Annotated in this window: 16 protein-coding genes; 10 read left to right on the top strand and 6 right to left on the bottom strand. The window is 72.7% G+C overall.

Annotated elements, in window-relative coordinates; translation table 11 throughout:
- Positions 1-32: 32 nt before the first annotated feature.
- Positions 33-1,298, top strand: coding sequence for a DivIVA domain-containing protein (locus C7M71_RS06060; protein ID WP_111490761.1), 1,266 nt, complete (start codon positions 33-35; stop codon positions 1,296-1,298).
- Between the two features lie 191 nt (positions 1,299-1,489).
- Here C7M71_RS06060 and ileS read toward each other — a convergent pair whose 3' ends face one another.
- Positions 1,490-4,633 carry an isoleucine--tRNA ligase gene (ileS, locus tag C7M71_RS06055; protein ID WP_111490762.1) on the bottom strand — a complete coding sequence of 1,048 codons (3,144 nt, stop codon included), beginning with the start codon at positions 4,631-4,633 and terminating at the stop codon, positions 1,490-1,492.
- A gap of 511 nt (positions 4,634-5,144) precedes the next feature.
- Here ileS and C7M71_RS31490 point away from each other — a divergent pair.
- The 6 genes from C7M71_RS31490 to C7M71_RS06025 all read left to right on the top strand — a co-directional run bounded on the left by C7M71_RS31490 (position 5,145) and on the right by C7M71_RS06025 (position 11,755).
- Positions 5,145-5,753: a TraR/DksA family transcriptional regulator gene (locus C7M71_RS31490; RefSeq protein WP_407675868.1), complete on the top strand. Its 609-nt coding sequence runs from the start codon at positions 5,145-5,147 to the stop codon at positions 5,751-5,753.
- A 105-nt stretch (positions 5,754-5,858) separates the two neighbouring features.
- On the top strand, positions 5,859-6,566 hold the full coding sequence (gene lspA / locus C7M71_RS06045; protein ID WP_111490764.1) for a signal peptidase II: 708 nt from the start codon (positions 5,859-5,861) through the stop codon (positions 6,564-6,566).
- Positions 6,567-6,635: 69 nt separating this feature from the next.
- Positions 6,636-7,574 (top strand): RluA family pseudouridine synthase, encoded by a 939-nt coding sequence (locus tag C7M71_RS06040; protein WP_111490765.1) that lies wholly within the window; start codon positions 6,636-6,638, stop codon positions 7,572-7,574.
- A 27-nt stretch (positions 7,575-7,601) separates the two neighbouring features.
- Complete coding sequence (locus C7M71_RS06035; RefSeq protein WP_322975147.1) at positions 7,602-7,814, top strand: GNAT family N-acetyltransferase; 213 nt, start codon at positions 7,602-7,604, stop codon at positions 7,812-7,814.
- A 231-nt stretch (positions 7,815-8,045) separates the two neighbouring features.
- Complete coding sequence (locus C7M71_RS06030; RefSeq protein ID WP_229758563.1) at positions 8,046-10,847, top strand: CocE/NonD family hydrolase; 2,802 nt, start codon at positions 8,046-8,048, stop codon at positions 10,845-10,847.
- A gap of 32 nt (positions 10,848-10,879) precedes the next feature.
- Positions 10,880-11,755 carry an ABC transporter permease gene (locus tag C7M71_RS06025; protein ID WP_175607775.1) on the top strand — a complete coding sequence of 292 codons (876 nt, stop codon included), beginning with the start codon at positions 10,880-10,882 and terminating at the stop codon, positions 11,753-11,755.
- Between the two features lie 7 nt (positions 11,756-11,762).
- Here the strand turns inward: C7M71_RS06025 and C7M71_RS06020 are convergent, their stop codons facing one another.
- Positions 11,763-12,884, bottom strand: a complete 1,122-nt coding sequence (locus C7M71_RS06020; protein WP_111490021.1) for a mechanosensitive ion channel family protein — start codon at positions 12,882-12,884, stop codon at positions 11,763-11,765.
- Positions 12,885-13,011: 127 nt separating this feature from the next.
- Between C7M71_RS06020 and C7M71_RS06015 the strand changes: the two genes are divergently transcribed.
- The gene (locus tag C7M71_RS06015; protein ID WP_265737642.1) at positions 13,012-13,632 is read left to right on the top strand and encodes a dienelactone hydrolase family protein; all 621 of its coding nucleotides are present in this window, start codon (positions 13,012-13,014) and stop codon (positions 13,630-13,632) included.
- A 73-nt stretch (positions 13,633-13,705) separates the two neighbouring features.
- On the opposite strand, the gene C7M71_RS06010 is transcribed toward C7M71_RS06015, so the two are convergent.
- Positions 13,706-14,233: a hypothetical protein gene (locus C7M71_RS06010; protein ID WP_111490019.1), complete on the bottom strand. Its 528-nt coding sequence runs from the start codon at positions 14,231-14,233 to the stop codon at positions 13,706-13,708.
- A 160-nt stretch (positions 14,234-14,393) separates the two neighbouring features.
- On the opposite strand from C7M71_RS06010, the gene C7M71_RS06005 reads away from it, so the two are divergent.
- Positions 14,394-14,948 carry a hypothetical protein gene (locus C7M71_RS06005; protein ID WP_111490018.1) on the top strand — a complete coding sequence of 185 codons (555 nt, stop codon included), beginning with the start codon at positions 14,394-14,396 and terminating at the stop codon, positions 14,946-14,948.
- Here the strand turns inward: C7M71_RS06005 and C7M71_RS06000 are convergent.
- Positions 14,914-15,693 carry a DsbA family protein gene (locus tag C7M71_RS06000; protein ID WP_111490017.1) on the bottom strand — a complete coding sequence of 260 codons (780 nt, stop codon included), beginning with the start codon at positions 15,691-15,693 and terminating at the stop codon, positions 14,914-14,916. The genes C7M71_RS06005 and C7M71_RS06000 overlap by 35 nt on opposite strands.
- A gap of 78 nt (positions 15,694-15,771) precedes the next feature.
- Positions 15,772-16,497 carry a hypothetical protein gene (locus tag C7M71_RS05995; protein WP_229758561.1) on the bottom strand — a complete coding sequence of 242 codons (726 nt, stop codon included), beginning with the start codon at positions 16,495-16,497 and terminating at the stop codon, positions 15,772-15,774.
- Between the two features lie 439 nt (positions 16,498-16,936).
- On the opposite strand from C7M71_RS05995, the gene dnaE reads away from it, so the two are divergent.
- Complete coding sequence (gene dnaE / locus C7M71_RS05990) at positions 16,937-20,470, top strand: DNA polymerase III subunit alpha (RefSeq protein ID WP_111494286.1); 3,534 nt, start codon at positions 16,937-16,939, stop codon at positions 20,468-20,470.
- Positions 20,471-20,579: 109 nt separating this feature from the next.
- Here dnaE and C7M71_RS05985 read toward each other — a convergent pair whose 3' ends face one another.
- On the bottom strand, positions 20,580-21,362 hold the full coding sequence (locus C7M71_RS05985) for a DUF5707 domain-containing protein (RefSeq protein WP_162824149.1): 783 nt from the start codon (positions 21,360-21,362) through the stop codon (positions 20,580-20,582).
- Positions 21,363-21,557: the final 195 nt, after the last annotated feature.

The raw sequence follows: 21,557 nt of genomic DNA, 5'->3' as shown, positions 1-21,557 counted from the left end.
CGGTGTGCCGACGATCACGTTGAGGTGAAGAGATGCCATTGACCCCCGAGGACGTTCGGAACAAGCAGTTCACGACCGTCCGCCTCCGCGAAGGCTATGACGAGGACGAGGTCGATGCCTTCCTCGACGAGGTGGAAGCAGAGCTGACCCGCCTGCTCCGCGAGAACGAGGACCTGCGCGCCAAGCTGGCCGCGGCGACCCGCGCCGCCGCCCAGAACCAGCAGAACATGCGCAAGGAGCAGGAGCAGCAGCAGCAGCGCCCCAACGCTCCCGTGCCCGCTGCCATATCCGGACCGCCCGTGCCGGGCCAGCAGCAGATGCCGCAGCAGATGGGCGGCCCCCAGCAGCTCGGCCTGCCCCCGGGCGGCCAGCAGCAGATGGGCGGCCCGCCGCAGCTTCCGGCCGGCCCCGGCGGCCCCGGTCCGCAGCAGATGGGCGGCCCGATGCCCGGCCAGATGGGCCCCGGTGGCGGCCCCGGCGGCCCGATGGGCCCCGGTGGTCCGATGGGCGGTCCCATGGGTGGCCCGATGGGCGGTCCCATGGGTCAGCAGATGGGCGGCCCCATGGGTGGCCAGATGGGTCCGGGCGGCGGTCCGCACATGCCGCAGCAGCAGCAGGGCCCGGGCGGCGACAGCGCGGCCCGCGTGCTGGCGCTCGCCCAGCAGACCGCCGACCAGGCCATCGCCGAGGCCCGCTCCGAGGCCAACAAGATCGTCGGCGAGGCGCGCAGCCGTGCCGAGGGTCTGGAGCGCGACGCCCGGTCCAAGGCCGACGCGCTGGAGCGGGACGCCCAGGAGAAGCACCGCGTCGCCATGGGGTCCCTGGAGTCGGCCCGGGCCACCCTGGAGCGCAAGGTCGAGGACCTGCGGGCCTTCGAGCGTGAGTACCGCACCCGTCTGAAGTCGTACCTGGAGACCCAGCTGCGGCAGTTGGAGTCGCAGGCGGACGACTCGCTCGCCCCGCCGCGCACCCCGGCCACCGCCTCGCTGCCTCCGGCGACCCCGTCGCTGCCCCCGGCGGCGTCGATGGCCCCGGCCGGTGCCCCCTCGGGCATGGGCGGGCAGACCTTCGGCGGTCAGCCGTCCTTCGGCGGCAACGGTCAGCCGAGCTTCGGCGGGCAGCAGTCGTTCGGCGGCGGCAACGGCCAGCAGGGCTTCGGCGGCGGTCAGGGCTCCCCGATGGCCCCGGCGGGTATGACCCAGCCGATGGCTGCGGTCCGTCCGCAGCCCCCGCAGCCGCTTCAGCAGGCTCCCACGCCGATGCGCGGCTTCCTCATCGATGAGGAGAACGACAACTGAGTCACCGGTTCCTGTGATCCGCGTCACCTGATCCAGGACGCACCACCCGAGGGCGCCCCCACTGCATCGCAGCGGGGGCGCCCTCGTGCTGCGGCCGATGGCCTAGCGGTCGTGTACACGACAGGAGCCGCCGACCCCGGGCGGGGTCGGCGGCTCCGTTGGCGGTGCGGCCGGTGGGCCGTGACCGCAGGTCAGGCCCGGCGGAGGCGGAAGGAGAGGCCCAGCGACTCGTCGGTGAACGGCTCCGACTCCCAGTCGGCCTCGCCCTGGGCGAAGTCGACGGCCAGCACCTCGTCGGCGACCAGTGAGGCATGCTCGGCCAGTGCGGCGATGGTCTCCGGGTCGGTGGCGGTCCAGCGGAGCACGATGCGGTCGGCGACGTCCAGGCCGCTGGTCTTGCGGGCCTCCTGGATCTGCCGGATCACATCGCGGGCCGCGCCGGTGCGGCGCAGTTCGGGCGTGATGTGCAGGTCCAGGGCGACGGTGGCGCCGGACTCATTGGCCACCGCCCAGCCCTCGCGCGGGGTCTCGGTGACGACGACCTCCTCCGGGGTAAGCGCGACGGCCTCGCCGGACACCTCGACGGTGGCGGTGCCCCCGGCGCGCAGCGCGGCGGAGAGCACCGCGGCGTCGGCGGCGGCGATGGCCCTGGCGACGTCCTGCACGCCCTTGCCGAACCGCTTGCCCAGCGCCCGGAAGTTGGCCTTGGCGGTGGTGTCCACCAGGGAGCCGCCGACCTCGCTCAGCGAGGCCAGCTCGGCGACGTTGAGCTCCTCGGCGATCTGGCCGCGCAGCTCGGGCGGCAGCTCCTCCCAGCCATGGGCGGCGATCAGCGCCCGGGAGAGCGGCTGACGGGTCTTCACCCCGGAGTCGGCGCGGGTGGCCCGGCCCAGCTCCACCAGGCGGCGGACCAGCGCCATATGGCGGGAGAGGCCGGTGTCGATCAGCGTCTCGTCGGCGGTCGGCCAGGAGGCCAGGTGCACCGAGGCGGGGGCGTCCGGCACCACCGGCACCACCAGGTCCTGCCAGACCCGCTCGGTGATGAACGGCACCAGCGGCGCCATCAGCCGGGTGACGGTGTCCACGACCTCGTGCAGGGTGGCCAGGGCGGCCGGCTCGCCCTGCCAGAAGCGGCGGCGGGAGCGGCGTACGTACCAGTTGGAGAGGTCGTCCACGAAGCCGGAGAGCAGCTTGCCGGCCCGCTGGGTGTCGTAGCCCTCCAGCGCCGCGTCCACCTCCCGTACCAGGATGCCCAGTTCGGAGAGGAGCCAGCGGTCCAGCAGCGGCCGGTCCTGCGGCGCCGGGTCGGCGGCCGAGGGGGCCCAGCCGGCGGTGCGGGCGTACAGGGCCTGGAAGGCGACGGTGTTCCAGTAGGTGAGCAGGGTCTTGCGGACCACCTCCTGGATGGTGCCGTGGCCGACCCGCCGGGCCGACCAGGGCGAGCCGCCGGCGGCCATGAACCAGCGCACCGCGTCGGCGCCGTGCTGGTCCATCAGCGGGATCGGCTGGAGGATGTTGCCCAGGTGCTTGGACATCTTGCGGCCGTCCTCGGCCAGGATGTGGCCCAGGCAGACGACGTTCTGGTAGCTGTTCCGGTCGAAGACCAGGGTGCCGACGGCCATCAGCGAGTAGAACCAGCCACGGGTCTGGTCGATCGCCTCGGAGATGAACTGCGCCGGGTAGCGCTTCTCGAACAGCTCCTTGTTGCGGTACGGGTAGCCCCACTGCGCGAAGGGCATCGACCCCGAGTCGTACCAGGCGTCGATCACCTCGGGGACCCGGGTGGCGGTGGTGCCGCACTCCGGGCAGTCGAGGGTGATGTCGTCGATGTACGGGCGGTGCGGGTCCAGCGCGGAGAGGTCGCGCCCGGCCAGCTCGCCCAGCTCGGCCAGCGAGCCGACGCAGGTGAGGTGGCCCTGCTCGCAGGTCCAGATCGGCAGCGGGGTGCCCCAGTAGCGCTTGCGGCTCAGCGCCCAGTCGACGTTGTTGTCGAGCCAGTCGCCGTAGCGGCCGTGCTTGATGGACTCCGGGAACCAGTTGGTGTTCTCGTTCTCGCGGAGCAGGGCGTCCTTGACGGCGGTGGTGCGGATGTACCAGGACGGCTGCGCGTAGTAGAGCAGCGCGGTGTGGCAGCGCCAGCAGTGCGGGTAGCTGTGCTCGTACGGCAGGTGCCGGAAGAGCAGCCCCCGGGCCTGGAGGTCGGCGACCAGCGCCTCGTCGGCCTTCTTGAAGAAGACGCCGCCGATCAGCGGCAGCTCCGCCTCGAAGGTGCCGTCGGGGCGCACCGGGTTGACCACCGGCAGGCCGTAGGCGCGGCAGACCCGCAGGTCGTCCTCGCCGAAGGCGGGGGACTGGTGGACCAGTCCGGTGCCGTCCTCGGTGGTGACATAGGTGTCGTTGACGACGTAGTGCGCGTCCTCGATCTCCACCAGCTCGAAGGGGCGGCGGTAGGCCCAGCGCTCCATCTCGCGGCCGGTGAAGGTCTGGCCGGTGGCGGTCCAGCCCTCGCCGAGCGCCTTGGCCAGCAGCGGCTCGGCGACCACCAGCCGCTCGCTGCCGTCGGTGGCCACCACATAGGTGACCTCGGGGTGGGCGGCGACGGCGGTGTTGGAGACCAGGGTCCACGGAGTGGTCGTCCAGACCAGCAGCGACGCCTCCCCGGCGAGCGGGCCGGAGGTGAGCGGGAAGCGGACGAAGACCGAGGGGTCGACCACGGTCTCATAGCCCTGGGCCAGCTCGTGGTCGGAGAGGCCGGTGCCGCAGCGGGGGCACCAGGGGGCCACCCGGTGGTCCTGGACCAGCAGGCCCTTGTCGAAGATCTGCTTCAGCGACCACCAGACGGACTGGACGTAGTCGGGGTCCATGGTGCGGTAGGCCTGGTCCATGTCGACCCAGTAGCCCATCCGCTCGGTGAGCTCGGCGAAGGCGTCGGTGTGCCGGGTGACCGACTCGCGGCACCGGGCGTTGAACTCGGCGATGCCGTACGCCTCGATGTCCTGCTTCCCGTTGAAGCCCAGCTCCTTCTCCACGGCCAGCTCCACCGGCAGCCCATGGCAGTCCCAGCCGGCCTTGCGACCGACGTGGTAGCCCTTCATGGTGCGGTAGCGGGGGAAGACGTCCTTGAAGACGCGGGCCTCGATGTGGTGGGCGCCGGGCATGCCGTTGGCGGTGGGCGGGCCCTCGTAGAAGACCCACTCGGGGCGGCCCTCGGACTGCTCCAGGCTGCGCTGGAAGATCTTCTCGTCCCGCCAGAAGGCGAGCACCTCGTGCTCCAGGGCGGGCAGGTCGACCTGCGCGGGTACGGCCCGGTAGCGGGGCTCTTCGGGGTTGGTCATCGCGGGGGCCTTCCTCCGGCGGATGCGTCGTGTGCGGCTTCCGACGGAGGGACGAGACGGTGTGCGCCGTCCCGCGGTACCACCCTCCTTGGCCGCGTGCGGTACGCCGTGGCCCACTCATTGGGTGCTGCTGCCGGGTCTACTGGGCCTGCGGGCCGTTCTTCCGGCGGCTCAGGGGTGATCTTCCCGTCGCGCACGCCCCCGGGCTCCCACCGTCCCCGGGTCGCTGCTGGCTGCGTACGGCGGTACTCGTCCCGTCAACGCCTTGCGGGAGCAAGTGTATAGGGCGGCGCCACCGCTTTCCCCGGACCGTGCGGTAGCGGCCACGGAAAGCGGTTAGCGGGTCACGTTCTGGGCACAACCTCGTCATGCCTGGGGAGGGGACTCCCCGGGTGGACATCGGACTCAGATCGGAATGTCCGGTTGTGGCATGAATCGCGGCGAATTATCGTTCCGGCACCGAGCGGTCCGGGAACCGCCGGCCGTCACCATTCGTGAAGGGGTCGTAGCCATGGCTGAGAAGGCTGAGAACGGGACCACCGCCACCAGGCGGGCGGCCCGCAGGGCCGTGGCGGACCAGGGGGAGGGCACCGCGACCCCGCGCCGCAAGACCGGCACCGCCGCCGCCCGGCCGGCGGTCCCCACCCGCACCCACGCCGCCGCGACCGGCGCCACCCGTACGGCCGCCGCCACCGCCGCGATCCCGGAGCCGGGGCCGCTGGACCCCGCGCAGCTGCCGGTACGCCCCGGGGAGGAGCCCTGGACGGCGGCCGAGGTCGACGAGCTGCGCGACGAGCTGACCGCCGAGGCCAAGCGGCTGCGCCAGGAGATCGACACCGCCGAGGCGGCCATCTCCGGGATGATGCGGGACTCCGGCGACGGCGCCGGCGACGACCAGGTGGACGCCGGTACCAAGAACATCTCCCGCGAGCACGAGCTCGCCCTCGCCAACAACGCGCGGGACATGCTCGCCCAGACCGAGCGCGCGCTTGACCGGCTGCGGGGGACCGGCTTCGGGCTCTGCGAGTCCTGCGGCGAAGCGGTGGGCAAGGCCCGGTTGCAGGCGTTCCCGCGCGCCACGCTCTGCGTCCAGTGCAAGGCCAAGCAGGAGCGGCGCTGACCCCCCGCACGGCCGGGGCCTCGCGGCCCAGCAGGGCCACCGGCCGCCCGGTGCCGTACGCTCGACCTCGACAGCGCCGCCCCGGCCCCGGGGCCGGTCCCACCTGTGACGGCAGCGGAGCGGATCATCAGTACGCCAGGTTCCCACCAGACCCAGGACGGCGCAGCCCGGGACGGCGCCGCCGAGGCCGCGACGGCCCCCGGGGAGCAGACCCCCGGGGAGCAGCCCACCCCCGGAGAGCAGTCCGCCGACGCCTCCGCTCCCGTGCACCGCCGCCGGATCGCGGTGCTGCTGACCGTGGCGCTGCTCGCCTACCTGGTCGACCTGGGCAGCAAGCTGCTGGTCGTCTCCGACCTGGAAGGCCATGCCCCGATCCAGGTGATCGGCGATGTGCTCACCTTCCAGGTGATCCGCAACCCGGGCGCGGCCTTCGGCATGGGCCAAGCCCTGACCATCGTCTTCACCCTGATCGCCACCTCGGTGATCGTGGTCATCTGGCGGATCGCCCGCAAGCTGCACAGCCTGCCCTGGGCGGTGGCGCTGGGCCTGCTGCTCGGCGGAGCGCTGGGCAACCTCACCGACCGGCTCTTCCGGGGGCCGGCCGTCTTCCGCGGCCATGTGGTCGACTTCGTCTCGCTCCAGCACTTCGCGGTCTTCAACCTGGCCGACTCCGCGATCGTCTGCGGTGGTGTGCTGGTGGTGCTGCTCTCCTTCCGGGGCTCCAACCCGGACGGCACCGTCCACCGCGACCGCGAGGAGCAGCCGGGCGAGCCCGACGCACCGGAGGCCCCGGCCGAGCCCGAGCAGGGCTGACCGCCGTACCCCGGCCGTCCCCCCTGGCCGTGGCCGGAGGGGGCCCGACCGTCCGGCATACTCGTTCAGGTGAGCACCGCAGCGCAGATCCGCACCCTGCCCGTACCCGACGGCCTTGAGGGCGAGCGTCTCGACGCCGCGCTCGCCCGCATGTTCGGCTTCTCCCGCACCAAGGCGGCCGAACTCGCCGCCGACGGCAAGGTCCGGGTGGACGGCGCGACCGCGGGCAAGTCCGACCGGGTCATGGCCGGGGCCTGGCTGGAGGTCGAGATCCCCGCCCCGGCGGCGCCGGTGCAGATCGTCGCCGAGCCGGTCGACGGCATGCGGATCGTCCACGAGGACGACCACGTCCTGGTGGTCGACAAGCCGGTCGGCGTCGCCGCCCACCCCAGCCCCGGCTGGACCGGCCCCACCGTGATCGGCGGCCTCGCCGCCGCCGGGTACCGCATCTCCACCTCGGGCGCCGCCGAGCGGCAGGGCATCGTGCACCGGCTGGACGTCGGCACCTCCGGCCTGATGGTGGTCGCCAAGTCCGAGCTGGCCTACAGCCTGCTCAAGCAGCAGTTCCGCGAGCGCACCGTGGACAAGCGCTACCACACCCTGGTGCAGGGCCACCCCGACCCGATGCACGGCACCGTGGACGCGCCGATCGACCGGCACCCCACCGCCGACTGGAAGTGGGCCGTGGTCGCCTCCGGCAAGCCGTCGGTCACCCACTACGACCTCATCGAGGCGTTCCGGGCCGCCTCGCTGCTGGACATCAAGCTGGAGACCGGCCGCACCCACCAGATCCGGGTGCATATGTCCGCGCTGCGCCACCCCTGCGTCGGCGACCTCACCTACGGCGCCGACCCCACCCTGGCCAAGCGCCTCCGCCTCACCCGCCAGTGGCTGCACGCCGTCCACCTGGGCTTTGAGCACCCCTCGGACGGGCAGTGGGTGGAGTTCGACAGCGAGTACCCGGAGGACCTGGCCAAGGCCCTGGACATCATCGCCTCGGAGAGCTGAGCGGCGACGCGCACCGGCCGCCTGGCGGTGCTGCCCGCCGCCCGGGGCACCGGGCCGGGTGTGGCATTGGTCCGCGCCATCGAACGGGCCGGGCTGGAGCGCGGCGCCGGGGAGCTGGAGCTGCACGCCCAGGTCTCCGCGATCGGCTTCCATGAGCGCCTGGGCCACACCGCCCACGGCCCCGAGTACCTGGACGGCGGCCTTCCGCACCGCACCATGACCCGGGGGCTCACCGGCTGAGCTGGTGCCTCGCCCGCCGCCCCGGCACGGACAGCTGCCGCGTTGGCGAGCCATCCGCACAGAGAACCGGTACGAGGCAGACCCGCTACGAGGGCGGCCCGCCGCCGTGCAGCTGTACGCGCCAGGACGCCTCGCCACCGGACACGTCTCGGCGGGCGGGGCACCGGCTCCCGCCGCGTGGCGAGGTCCGGGCCGGTCCGCTGTCACCTGCGGTGGCTAGGATCACCGACCATGGACCTGGGCGGCCGACGTATGCGGCAGTGGTGGACAGGGCGGCCGCGCGGCCCCCGGCGGCTCGCCGCCGCCGTACTCGCCCTGGCCGTGACGGCCGGGGGCGTCGGCGTCTGGGGTGCGGCGGCCTCCGGCAGCGGGCCCGCCGTCCACGTCGAGCAGCACTTCCTGGAACTGCCGGAGAGCCCCGGCAGCGCCGAACGGGTCCGCATCGACACCGCCTTCCTCACCGCCGGCGGCCCGGGCCGCCGCCCCGCCGTGCTGCTGGCACACGGCTTCGGCGGCTCCAAGGACGGCGTACGGGCCCAGGCCGAGCAGCTCGCCCGGGACGGCTATGCGGTGCTGACCTGGTCCGCCCGGGGCTTCGGCCGCTCCGGCGGCAGGATCGGCCTGGACGACCCCGACCGCGAGGTGGGCGACGTCCGCGCGCTGGTCGACTGGCTGGCCAAGCGCCCCGAGGTTCGGCTGGACGCCCCCGGCGACCCCCGGGTCGGCATCACCGGTGCCTCGTACGGCGGCGCGGTCTCGCTGCTCGCCGCCGCATACGACCGCCGCATCGACGCCGTCGCGCCGCAGATCACCTGGTGGAACCTGGCCGACGCGCTCTTCCCGCAGCGCACCGTGGGCGGCAGCGCCGCCGACGGGGTCTTCAAGAAGCTCTGGGCCGGGATCTTCTTCACCACCGGCTCCACCGCCGCCGCCCCCGCCGCCCCCACCACCGGCCCCACCGCCGCCGCAGCGGCCGCCGCAGCGCCCGCCGGGTGCGGCCGCTTCACCGACCGGCTCTGCGCCATGTACAACCGGGTCGCGGTCGCCGGACGCCCCGACCCGGCGGCCGTGAAGCTGCTGGAACGCTCCAGCCCCTCGTCGGTGGCGGACCGCATCCGCGTCCCCACCCTGGTCGTCCAGGGCCAGCACGACTCGCTCTTCCCGCTCGACCAGGGCGACGCCATCGCCCGCGCCGTCGCCGCCAATGGCGCACCCGTCGCCGTCGACTGGTACGCGGGCGGCCATGACGGCGGCGACCAGGAGACCGGCCGGGTGCAGCAGCGCGTCGCCGACTGGTTCGACCACTACCTCAAGGGCGCCACCACCCCCACCGGCCCGGCCTTCCGGGTCACCCGCACCGGCGGCCTGGACTCCACCGGGGTCCAGCCGGTGCTGCGCGGCGCCACCGCCGACCGCTACCCCGGTCTGGACGGCACCACCAGCCGCACCATCCCGCTCACCGGCGGCGAGCAGAGCGCCGCCAACCCGGCCGGCGGCTCCCCGCCCTCCGTCTCCACCGTCCCCGGCCTCGCCGCGCTCTCCCAGCTCTCCGCCGTGGGCGGCGGCCTCTCCCTGGACCTGCCCGGCCAGTCCGCCTCCTTCGGCTCCGCCCCGCTGGCCACCGCCGTCCGGGTCACCGGCGCACCCCGGGTCACCGTACGGGTCCGCGCCGACCGGCCCGATGCGGTGCTCTTCGCCAAGCTCTACGACGTCGCCCCGGACGGCACCCGCAGCCTGCCCCAGCAGTTGGTCGCCCCGCTGCGGATCACCGGCGCCGACGCCCCGCAGGGCCGTACCGCCGAGGTGCTGCTGCCGGCCGTGGACCACGAGTTCACCGCCGGGCACCGGATGCTGGTGGTGCTCTCCACCACCGACCTGGCGTACGCCTCCCCGGTCGAGCCCGCCACATACCGGATCGCGACGGCCGGCGGCGGGCTCACCGTCCCCGCCGACCACGGGCTGCGCACCGCGCCCGCCCCGCTGCCCCGCTGGGTGTGGGGGCTGCCCGCCGCCGCCGTCGCGCTCGCCGCACTGCTGCTGCTCACCGGTCGCGGCGGACCGCGCCGCACCCCGCCGCCCGACCCGGCGCTGGCCCCGGTCCCGCTCCAGATCACCGGTCTGACCAAGCGCTACGCCGGGGCCGCCGACCGGTACGCCGTCCAGGACCTCACCTTCCGCGTCGAACAGGGCCAGGTCGTCGGGCTGCTCGGCCCCAACGGGGCGGGCAAGACCACCACCCTGCGGATGCTGATGGGCCTCATCCGCCCCGACCGGGGCACCGTCCGGATCTTCGGGCACGCGGTGCGCAGCGGTGCGCCGGTGCTCTCCCGGGTCGGCGCCTTCGTGGAGGGCGCAGGCTTCCTGCCGCACCTCACCGGCCGCGACAATCTGCGGCTGTACTGGCAGGCCACCGGCCGCCCCGCCGAGGACGCGCACCTCGCCGAGGCGCTGGAGATCGCCGGTCTGGGGGAGGCGCTGGACCGGCCGGTGCGCACCTACTCCCAGGGCATGCGGCAGCGCCTGGCCATCGCCCAGGCCATGCTGGGCCTGCCCGAGCTGCTCATCCTGGACGAGCCCACCAACGGCCTTGACCCGCCGCAGATCCGCGAGATGCGGGAGGTGCTCATCCGCTATGCCGCCACCGGGCGGACCGTGATCGTCTCCAGCCATCTGCTCTCCGAGGTCGAGCAGAGCTGCACCCATCTGGTGGTGATGGACCGGGGCCGACTGGTCACCGCCGGGGCCGTCGCCGACATCGTCGGCGCGGGCGACCTGCTGCTGGTCACCATCCCGGAGAGCGGCCCCGACGCGCTGGACGCCGACGGCCGCGCGGTCGCCGCCGAGAAGGTCGCCGCGCTGGACGGGGTGGCCTCGGCCGAGCCCGCCGACGGCGGCCTGCTGATCCGCCTCGGGGACCTCCCGGCGCACCGGCTGCTGGCCGAACTGGTGCGGCTCGGCATCCCGGTGGAGCGGGTCGGACCGCACCGCCGCCTGGAGGACGCCTTCCTCTCCCTGATCGGAGGACCCGCGTGAGCACCGTACCGCCGCCCCCGGCGGGCCCCCATGTGCCGCCGCTGGGCCGTCCGCAGGCCCCCGACGCCGGGCACGCCCCCGGCTATCTGCCGCGCCGCACCCTGCCCTTCCGGGTGGAGGCGGTACGGCAGCTGCGCCGCCGCCGCACCCTGGTGATGGCGGCGGTGCTGGCCGGGCTGCCGCTGGTGCTGCTGGCCGCGTTCGCCCTCGGCGGCGGCCCCGACGGGGAGCGGGGCCGGGCCACCCTGATCGACACCGCCACCGCCTCCGGCGCCAACTTCGCCGTCACCGCGCTCTTTGTCTCCACCGGCTTTCTGCTGGTCATCCCGGTGGCGCTGTTCTGCGGTGACACGGTGGCGGCGGAGGCGGGCTGGTCCTCGCTGCGCTATCTGCTGGCTGCCCCGGTGCCGCGCACCCGGCTGCTGGCCGCCAAGCTCGCCGTGGGGCTGGCCTTCAGCGCCGCCGCGATGGTGCTGCTGCCCGCCGTGGCGCTCGCCGTCGGCACCGCCGCCTACGGCTGGGGCGATCTGCGGCTGCCCACCGGCAGCACCCTGGCGGCGGGCTCGGCGCTGCCCCGGCTGGCTATCGTGGTGCTGTATCTGCTGCTCTCCCAACTCGCCACCGCCGGGCTGGCGTTCTGGCTCTCCACCGCCACCGACGCCCCGCTCGGCGCGGTCGGCGGCGCGGTCTTCCTCACCATCGTCGGCAGTGTGCTGGACGCGGTCACCGCGCTCGGCGACTGGCGCGAGCTGCTGCCCGCGCACTGGCAGTACGCCTGGGCGGACGCCCTGCAACCGCAGCTGGAGTGGGGCGGCATGATCAGGGGGACGGCGGTGTCCGCCTCGTACGGCGTGGTGCTGCTGGCGCTCGCCTTCCGTGGCTTCCGGGGCAAGGACGTGGTCTCCTGACGGCTCGTCAGGATTCCTTCTTGGCCAGGGAGACGGCGGGTCGGGGTGCCGGCGGGGGCGCGTCGGACGGCGACCAGGCCGCCCGGTCCAGGGTCTTCAGGGTCGCCGCCGCCGAGGTGGCGACCCGGGGCAGCGCCTCCGGGTGGTGGTCCCGCACATACCCCAGCAGATGCTCGCGCACGGCGCAGCGCAGCGTGAAGACGTCGTCCGCGTCGCGGGCCGTCATCAGGGCCCGTACCAGCACCGTGGTCGGGGTGGTGTCGGTGACCAGCAGCGACCAGCCCTGCCGGTCCCAGAGCGCACTGGCGTCCAGATAGCGCTTGAGCTCGGCGCGCAGCTCGGCGATCGGGGCGGCGTGGTCCAGGTGCAGCAGCACCGTGCCGGTCATCCGGGGGTCCTTGCGCGACCAGTTCTCGAACGGGCGGCCGGTGAAGTACGAGACCGGCATCACCACCCGGCGCTGGTCCCAGGTGGCCAGCACCAGGTAGGTGAGGGTGATCTCCTCCACCTCGCCCCGCTCGCCGTCCACCACCACCACGTCACCGATCCGCACCATGTCGCCGAAGGCGATCTGCAACCCGGCGAAGAGGTTGCCCAGCGTCGACTGCGCGGCGATGCCCGCCACCACGCCGATCACTCCGGCCGACGCCAGCAGGCTGGTGCCCGCCGTCCGCGCCTCGGGGAAGGTCATCAGCCCCGAGGCGATGGCCAGCAGCACGATCGCCGCCTGCGTCACCCGCCGGATCAGCCCCACCTGGGTACGGATCCGGCGCACCCGGGAGTCGTCGTCCACGGCGCTCTCATAGCGGCCCACCGCCGTGGTCACCAGCGCGCCGGTCACCCGGACGCCCAGCCAGCCCGAGGCGGCCAGCGCCAGCAGCAGCAGGAGGTGCCGGGTCCCCGGGTACAGCTCCTCCGGCAGCCTGACGGCCGGTACCGCCGCATAGAGCCACACCGCCGCGACCGCCGCCTGGAGCGGCATCCGGCAGCGGCGCAGCAGCGGCAGGGTCCGCGAGCCGGGGCGGCGGCCCAGCGCCCGGCGCAGCAGCCGGTCGGCGACCCAGCCGACCAGGACGGGTACGGCGACCGCGCAGCAGAGCAGGGACAGGGGGCGTATCACGCTCCACATCGTGGTGGACTTCCGTTCCTGGGACGCGGTCTCTCGGGCGAACTCGGACCATCCTGACGGATCGCGCGGCGGCCGGTGACGGCGGACCCCGCGCTGACCGGGACCATGCCGACCGGGATCATGGGGGGTGCACCACCGACCGCACAGCCAGGAAGGCACCCCCGTGGCCCGCATCCTCCTCCTCCACTCCGCCTATGGGCTCCGGCCCGCCGTCCAGGCGGCGGCCGACCGGCTGCGTACGGCCGGCCACGAGGTGCATCTGCCCGACCTCTACGACGGGCGGGTCGTGGACACGGTGGAGGAGGGCATGGCGATCAAGGAGGAGATCGGCACCGAGGAACTGCTCCGGCGGGCGGTGGCGGTCGCCGTCCCGCTGCTGGGGTCGGGCTCGGGCGGCCTGGTCTACGCGGGCTTCTCGCTCGGCGGCGCGCTCGCCCAGAACCTCGCCCTCGCCGACGAGGGCGCCCGTGGCCTGCTGCTCTTCCACGGCACCTCGGACATCCTGGACGAGGCCGCCACCGGCATCCCGGTGCAGCTCCATGTCGCCGAACCCGACCCCTTCGAGACCGAGGACTGGCTGAACGCCTGGTATCTGCGGATGCGCCGGGCCGGGGCCGAGGTCGAGGTCCACCGCTACCACGGCGCCGGCCACCTCTTCACCGACCCAGGCCTGCCCGACTACGACGCCGACGCGGCGGCGCTGGCCTGGGCCGCCGCCCTGGACTTCCTCACCGACCTCGACGCCTGAGCCCCTGGCCCCGCCGCCCGCCGCCCGCCGCCGCGACCGCTTAGGCGGTGTCTGGCGATTCGCGCACTCGCGGCTAGTAGACCGAGATGTGCACATGGTCGAAGTGGTTCCCGGTGATGCTGCCGCGGTCCTCCATGGGCATCCAGCCCCGCTCGGGGTGGCGGCTGGACCAGATGTGCTGCTGGTAGATCACGTACCAGATGCCGTACTCGTCGGCGTGGTCGCGCACCCACCGGACGATGCGGTCGCCGAGCTTCGCCCGGTCGCCGGTGGCCTTGACCCCGGCCGGGCCGAGCATGAAGTCGCAGGCGCGGCCGAGGGGGTGTTCGCCGCCGCCGGCGATGCCGCCGTCCTCGCGGTAGCAGCCGGTGCCGAAGGGGAGCGCGAACTCCTTGGTCACCGCGGCGCGTACGGCGCGCATCCGGGCGGTGACGTGGTCGGGGCCGGTGGGCTGCTCGGGCTGCCAGCGGTCGGCCGTGAGCTGGGCGGCGATGCCCTGGAGCCCGCCGAGCAGGCCCAGGGCGCCGAGTATCAGGACCACGGCGGCGAGTAGCGAGCCGGCGGCCAGCAGTCTCGCCCGGCCCGCACCCTTGGAGGCCATACCGGGCCCACCCCCCGTCTCTCGCCGCGATTCTGACCGATCAACGGCGGAGGCGAGGCGGTTGTGCCCGAATCCGATCGAACAGTTACCACTGATCCCCTGGGGACCAACCAACCAGCCAATCAGCCCGTCCGCCCGGCCCCGGGCGGAGAATGGACCCATGGACGTCCAGCGGCGGCCGGGGGACGCACGCAGGCTCACCTTCGGCCTGCGGATCCTGGTCGCCGTCTGCCTGGCGCTCATCCCCTGGATCGGCTATCTGGCACTGACCCTGCCGGTGCACTATGTCGCCGATCAGTGGCGCTTCGCCTGGGTCGGCTTCGACATCGTGCTGCTCTCCACGCTGGCCGCGACGGCCTGGTTCGGGTGGCGCCGCCGCCAGGTGGTGATCCCGCTGGCCATCGCCACCGCCGTGCTGCTGATCTGCGACGCCTGGTTCGATGTGACGCTCGCGCGCGGCAGCCGGGACTTCTGGACCAGCCTGGCCTTCGCGCTGCTGGTGGAGCTGCCGCTGGCCGGGTACCTGCTGCTGCGGGCCCGCCGACTGCTGCGGGCCACCTTCCGGGCGTCCTGGATCCGGGCGGGGCTGCCGGGGGAGCCGCCGCCGCTGCACCGGGTCCCGCTCTTTGTGGTCGGGACCCGGCGGGAGCGGGAGGAGCCGCCCCGGCAGCCGGGGGCCGCTACCCCGCCAGAGCCTGGTCCACCAGAGCGGTGAACTCGTCCCCGGTGACGGTGGAGCCGTCCTGCTTGACCACGGTCAGAGTCTTGCCGTTGAGCTTGAGCGTCGGGGTGCCGGTGACATCGCTCTTGTAGAAGGCGTCCGCCACCTTCTGCGCCCACGGCTCAAAGCTCTGGTCGCGGACCGCCTTGGTGAAGGCGGCGGTCTTCAGCCCCGGGACCTTGTCGGCCAGTGCCAGCAGCGTGTCGGGGTCGGCGAAGCCGTCGTTGGTCTCCTCGGGCTGGTTGGCGTAGAGCACATCGTGGAACGCCTTGAACTTGGCCGTGCTCTCATTGAGCGCCGCCCCGGCGGCGTTCAGCGCGCTGCGGGAGCCATGGCCGCCCAGGTTGCCGTCCAGGAACGCCCCGAAGTGGTACTCGATCTTGTATGTGCCCTGGTCGGCGAGGGACTGGATGGCCGTACCGGCCGAGTGCTCCAGCCGGGCGCAGATCGGGCAGCGGAAGTCCTCGTAGACCTGGAGGGTCGCCTTGGCGGTGGGCTTGCCGTAGACGACCACCGTGCCGTCGGTGCCGCTGGAGTGCGCGGGCGCCAGATAGGGCTTGTCGGAGGCGGCGCGGTGGCTCTGCACCGCGACGCCTATGCCGGTGCCCGCCGCGACCACCGCCACGGCGGCTATGCCGACGATCAGCTGCTTGCGGCGGCGGTCCCGCCGCACCTGCTCGGCGCGGGCGGCCTGGATGCGCTCGCGGGCGGCGGCGTTCTTCTGCTGGCTGGAGCTCATGGTGATGCGTCCCTGTCGTGTCGGGGGCCGTGGAGTGGGCGCGGCGGCACGGCGGGCCGGAGCCCCGGCGCGGCGGGGTCAGCGGCAGGCCGTGCGGAGCCGGTACGGCGGCCCCCGGCGGACGACGGAGTGCAGCAGCAGCGGCGTGGCCGGTACGGCCGTCCGCCGGGGCGCCCCGGGCGGCGGCGACGGAGCCCGGACGCCGGTGGCGGCCAGCGCGGAGAGCAGCGCCAGCGCGGCCCGCAGCGGGGCGGCGGCCAGCGCGGCGACCGCCCGCAGCAGCCGGAAGGCGGCGGCCTCACCGGCCCGCAGCCACCAGGCGGCGGCCAGCCCGAGCAGCAGATGGGCGGCGAGCACCAGCCAGGGGGCCAGCGCCCCGGCGACCGGTACCTGCGGCGCCCCGGCGGCCGAGGGGGAGGCGCCGCCGCACATCAGCAGCGAACTCACCGAGTGCCAGGGACCCGTGATCGGCCCGCCGCCGGTGGTGGCGTAGCAGGTGGCCTGGCCGGTGGTGAACAGGGTGTCCAGGGCCAGCTCCAGCGGCACCACCAGCGCCGCGATCTGCCCGAAGGAGCGCTCGCGCCGCCCCAGCAGCAGTACCAGCGCGAACGCCCCGGCACCGGCCGCCGCCAGGGTGGGCGCCGGCAGCGGCGCCTGCGACATCAGGGTGTGCGAACCGGCCGACAGCACCAGCACCAGCGCGGCGAAGACCGCCGCCCGGGCTCCGGTGAGCAGCGCCGAGGGGGCGGGGGAGGGGCCGTACCGCCCCTGCCGTCCGCCGCCCGCAGGCCACCCGAGGACCACCGCTGCCTCAGCGCCCCGGGACCGACCCGGCACGGCGGTCGGCGCGGCGAACGGCACGGCGGCCGGCGGCGCGGGCCGTGCGGAGGGGGGCCGCCATGGTGGGTACCTCCGGAGCAGGGTCGGGTCGGTGATCGTCGTACTCCCGGACGAACCATGCCGGTCATTGGTTCCCGGGACGGCGGCACGCCCGGGAATTTCCTCCGCCCGGGAGGAACGCCGCAGGTGCCTGGCGGTGCCCCGAAGGCAGCCCGGAGAGCGGGGCGCCGGGAGTGGCAGGCGGGGATAGACTCTGCTCCCGTGAACGCGTGAGACGTGGTCCGGGCCCTGAGCGGTCCGGGCCTTACCTCGCCCCGGCCCCCGCACACGTTCCGTGCCTGGCCGTCACCCGCGCGCGTCCACCGCCCGACCGACCGCCTGCGATCCCTCCGGAGGCCCTGCTGTGAGCGATTCCTTCGCGCATCTGCATGTCCACACCGAGTACTCGATGCTGGACGGCGCCGCCCGCCTGAAGGAGCTGTTCAAGGAGGTCGAACGGCAGGGCATGACCCATGTCGCGATGACCGACCACGGCAATATGTACGGCGCCGCCGAGTTCCACAAGCAGGCCACCGCCGCCGGCATCACCCCGGTCATCGGCATCGAGGCGTATGTCGCGCCCGAGTCGCGCACCAACCCCAAGCGCATCCTGTGGGGCCAGCCGCACCAGAAGCGCGACGACGTCTCCGCGTCCGGCGCCTACCTCCACAAGACCATCTGGGCCCGCAACAAGCAGGGCCTGCACAACCTCTTCAAGCTGACCTCGCGCTCCTACGCCGAGGGCTGGCTGGTCAAGTGGCCCCGGATGGACAAGGAGATCCTGGCCGAGCACGCGGCCGGCCTGATGGCCTCCACCGGCTGCCCCTCCGGCGAGCTCCAGACCCGGCTGCGCCTCGGCCAGTACGACGAGGCGCTGAAGTCGGCCGCCGAGTACCAGGACATCTTCGGGAAGGACCACTACTTCCTGGAGCTGATGGACCACGGCCTGGACATCGAGAAGCGGGTCCGCGACGGCCTGATCGAGATCGGGAAGAAGCTGGGCATCCCGCCGGTCGTCACCAATGACTCCCACTACACCCGGGAGGAGGACGCCGCCGCGCACGACCTGCTGCTCTGCGTGCAGACCGGCAAGAACCTCTCCGACCCGGACCGCTTCCGGTTCGACGGCACCGGCTACTTCATCAAGTCCGCCGCCGAGATGTACGCCGTCGACTCCTCCGACGCCTGGCAGGAGGGGTGCCGCAACAGCCAGCTGCTGGTCGCCCAGCAGGTCGACACCGCCGGGATGTTCGAGTTCAAGAACCTGATGCCGAGGTTCCCCATCCCGGAGGGGTACGACAGCGAGGAGGCGTTCTTCCGCGCCGAGGTGTGGAAGGGCATGGACCGCCGCTTCCCCGGCGGCTACGACGAGGAGCACCGCAAGCTCGCCGAGTACGAGATGGACACCATCTGCCAGATGGGCTTCCCCGCGTACTTCCTGGTGGTCTCCGACTTCATCCTCTGGGCCAAGGGCCAGGGCATCGCGGTCGGCCCCGGCCGAGGCTCGGCGGCGGGCTCGCTGGTCGCGTTCGCCATGGGCATCACCGACCTCGACCCCATCCCGCACGGCCTGATCTTCGAGCGCTTCCTCAACCCCGAGCGCATCTCGATGCCCGACGTCGACATCGACTTCGACGAGCGCCGGCGCGGCGACGTGATCCGCTATGTCACCGAGAAGTGGGGCTCCGACAAGGTCGCCCAGATCGTCACCTACGGCACCATCAAGGCCAAGGCCGCCATCAAGGACGCCTCCCGGGTGCTCGGCTACCCGTACGCCATGGGCGACCGCATCACCAAGGCCATGCCGCCGGACGTGATGGGCAAGGGCATCCCGCTCTCCGGCATCACCGACTCCGCGCACCCCCGCTACAGCGAGGCCGGCGAGATCCGGGGCCTGTACGAGAACGACCCGGACGTGCGCAAGGTCATCGACACCGCGCGCGGCATCGAGGGCCTGATCCGCCAGCCCGGCGTGCACGCGGCCGGCGTCATCATGTCCGCCGAGACGCTCACCGACCACATCCCGGTGTGGACCAGGCACACCGACGGCGCCGTCATCACCCAGTTCGACTACCCCACCTGCGAGGGGCTCGGACTGCTGAAGATGGACTTCCTCGGCCTGCGCAACCTCACCATCATGGACGACGCCGTCAAGGCGATCGAGAAGAACAAGGGCGAGAAGATCGAGCTGCTCCAGCTCCCGCTGGACAACAAGGCAGCCTATGAACTGCTCGCCCGAGGCGACACCCTCGGCGTCTTCCAGCTCGACGGCGGGCCGATGCGGTCCCTGCTGCGGCTGATGAAGCCCGACAACTTCGAGGACATCTCCGCCGTCCTGGCGCTCTACCGCCCCGGCCCGATGGGCGTCAACTCGCACACCAACTACGCGCTCCGCAAGAACGGGCAGCAGGAGATCACCCCGATCCACCCCGAGCTGGAGGCGCCGCTCAAGGAGGTGCTGGAGCCCACCTACGGCCTGATCGTCTACCAGGAGCAGGTGCAGAAGGCCGCCCAGATCCTGGCCGGCTACTCGCTCGGACAGGCCGACCTGCTGCGCCGGGCGATGGGCAAGAAAAAGAAGGAGATCCTGGAGGCGGAGTTCGTCCCCTTCCAGAAGGGCTGCCGCGAGCGCGGCTACTCCGACGAGGCCATCCAGGCCGTCTGGGACGTGCTGGTCCCCTTCTCCGGCTACGCCTTCAACAAAGCGCACACCGCCGGCTACGGCCTGGTCTCCTACTGGACCGCCTACCTCAAGGCCAACTACCCGGCCGAGTACATGTCGGCGCTGCTCACCTCGGTCAAGGACGACAAGGACAAGTCGGCGGTCTACCTCAACGAGTGCCGCAAGATGGGCATCCAGGTGCTGCCGCCGGACGTCAATGAGTCCGACGCCGAGTTCACCCCGCACGGCAATGACACCGTCCGGTTCGGCCTCACCGCCGTCCGCAACGTCGGCGCCAACGTGGTGGACTCCGTCGTCCGCACCCGCAAGGCCAAGGGCAAGTACACCTCCTTCCCCGACTTCCTGGACAAGGTCGAGTCGGTGGTCTGCAACAAGCGCACCGTCGAATCCCTGATCAAGGCCGGCGCCTTCGACTCCCTGGGCCACACCCGCAAGGGCCTCACCGCCCAGTTCGAGCCGATGATCGACAATGTGGTCGGGGTCAAGCGCAAGGAGGCCGAGGGCCAGTTCGACCTCTTCGGCGGTGACGCGGTGGAGGACGACGGGCCCGGCTTCGGCCTGGACGTGGTCTTCTCCGAGGACGAGTGGGAGAAGTCCTTCCTGCTCACCCAGGAGCGGGAGATGCTCGGCCTCTATGTCTCCTCGCACCCGCTGCACGGCATCGAGCACGTCCTCGCCGACAAGGCCGACTGCGCCGTCGCGGACCTGGCCGAGCGGCCCGACGGGTCCATCCTCACCATCGGCGGCATCATCTCCGGCCTCCAGCGCAAGATGACCAAGCAGGGCAACGCCTGGGCCATCGCCACCGTCGAGGACCTGGCCGGCTCCATCGACTGCATGTTCTTCCCCGCCAGCTACCAGCTGGTCTCCACCCAGCTGGTCGAGGACGCGGTGGTCTTCGTCAAGGGCAAGCTCGACCGGCGCGAGGACGTCCCCCGGCTGATGGGCATGGAGCTGACCGTCCCCGACCTCTCCGACGCCCATGCCGAGGCCCCCGTGGTGATCTCCATCCCCATGGTGAAGATCACCCCGCCGCTGGTCGCCCGGCTCGGCGAGGTGCTCACCCACCACAAGGGCAACACCGAGGTCCGGCTGCGTCTGGAGGGCCACCGCAAGACCACCGTGCTCCGGCTCGACCGGCACCGGGTCACCTCCGACCCGGCGCTCTTCGGCGACCTCAAGCAGTTGCTCGGCCCCTCCTGCCTGGCCGGCTGAGGCCGGGGCCGGTACGACGGCGCGGGCGCCGCACCTCATGGGGTGCGGCGCCCGCGCTTGCCTGCTCTGTGCCCGGTTGCCTCTTGCGCCCGGTTGCCTCCTGGCTGGGTTACTTCTTGAGGGAGACCGTGGCCCCGGCGGAGTTCACCGCGGCGACCGAGCCGTTGCCGGCGAACGCATAGCGCCAGGAGCCCGCAGCCGAGACCTTGGCGGTGGCCTTCACGGCGCCCTTGGCGTCGGCCTTGACCGTCTTCACGGCCTTCCAGGCCGTGGTGCCGGACTTGCGGAACTGGAGGGTCACGGACTGCTTGCCGTAGTTCACCACCTTGCCGGACTTCCAGTCGGCGGCCTTCAGCTGACCGGTGACGGTGATGGTGCTGTTCTTCTTCACCGACTTCGCCGAAGCCTTCGCGGTGAGCGACGCCTGGCGCTTGAAGGTGAACGACGTCGCCTTCGGGGCGAAGGTCGTGCCGCCGTCCTTCGCGGTGACCTGGACGGCCACGTACCAGCGGCCGGCGCCGAGGTTGTCGCCGAGGTCGGCGTGCGAGTTGATCGATTCCTTGTAGGTGCAGACCGAGGTGGTGGCCGAGGTGGCCTTGCAGGTGGCGGCGGCACCCTCGTCGGCGACATCGGACGCCTTCGGGGCGAAGTCCGGAACCATGGCCGGCCACGGCATGAGCTTGACGCCCTTGATGCCGGACTCGTCGGTGACGGTCACCGACGCCGTCCAGGTCTTGGTGGTCTTCGGGCCGAGGACCAGCGAGGAGACCACGGCCTTGGTGATCTTCGGGGCGGGGTTGCCGGCCGCAGTGGCCGCAGAGGCCGCCGGAGCGGCCAGGACGCCCAGAGCAAGGGCGCCGATCAGAACCGGCGCCACGCTACGCATACGCATGATGCTCCATTGGTGAGACCCCCGGCAGGGCCGAGAATCTTGGCAGGGAACACCTTTATAGAACCCTCACATGACGCCGAAGCCGCGATGGTCCCCCATCCGCTGGACGGTGACAAGATCACCGCATGGCCGTCATCCAAACGTGATCGAGTGAATCAAGATCCATCGGCGCGGTTCACCGCCCGAACCCCGGGT

This window comes from Peterkaempfera bronchialis (genome assembly GCF_003258605.2).
Lineage (GTDB): Bacteria > Actinomycetota > Actinomycetes > Streptomycetales > Streptomycetaceae > Peterkaempfera > Peterkaempfera bronchialis.
Note: the sequence above shows the minus strand (reverse complement) of the source record. Positions and strands in the feature narration are given on the sequence as shown.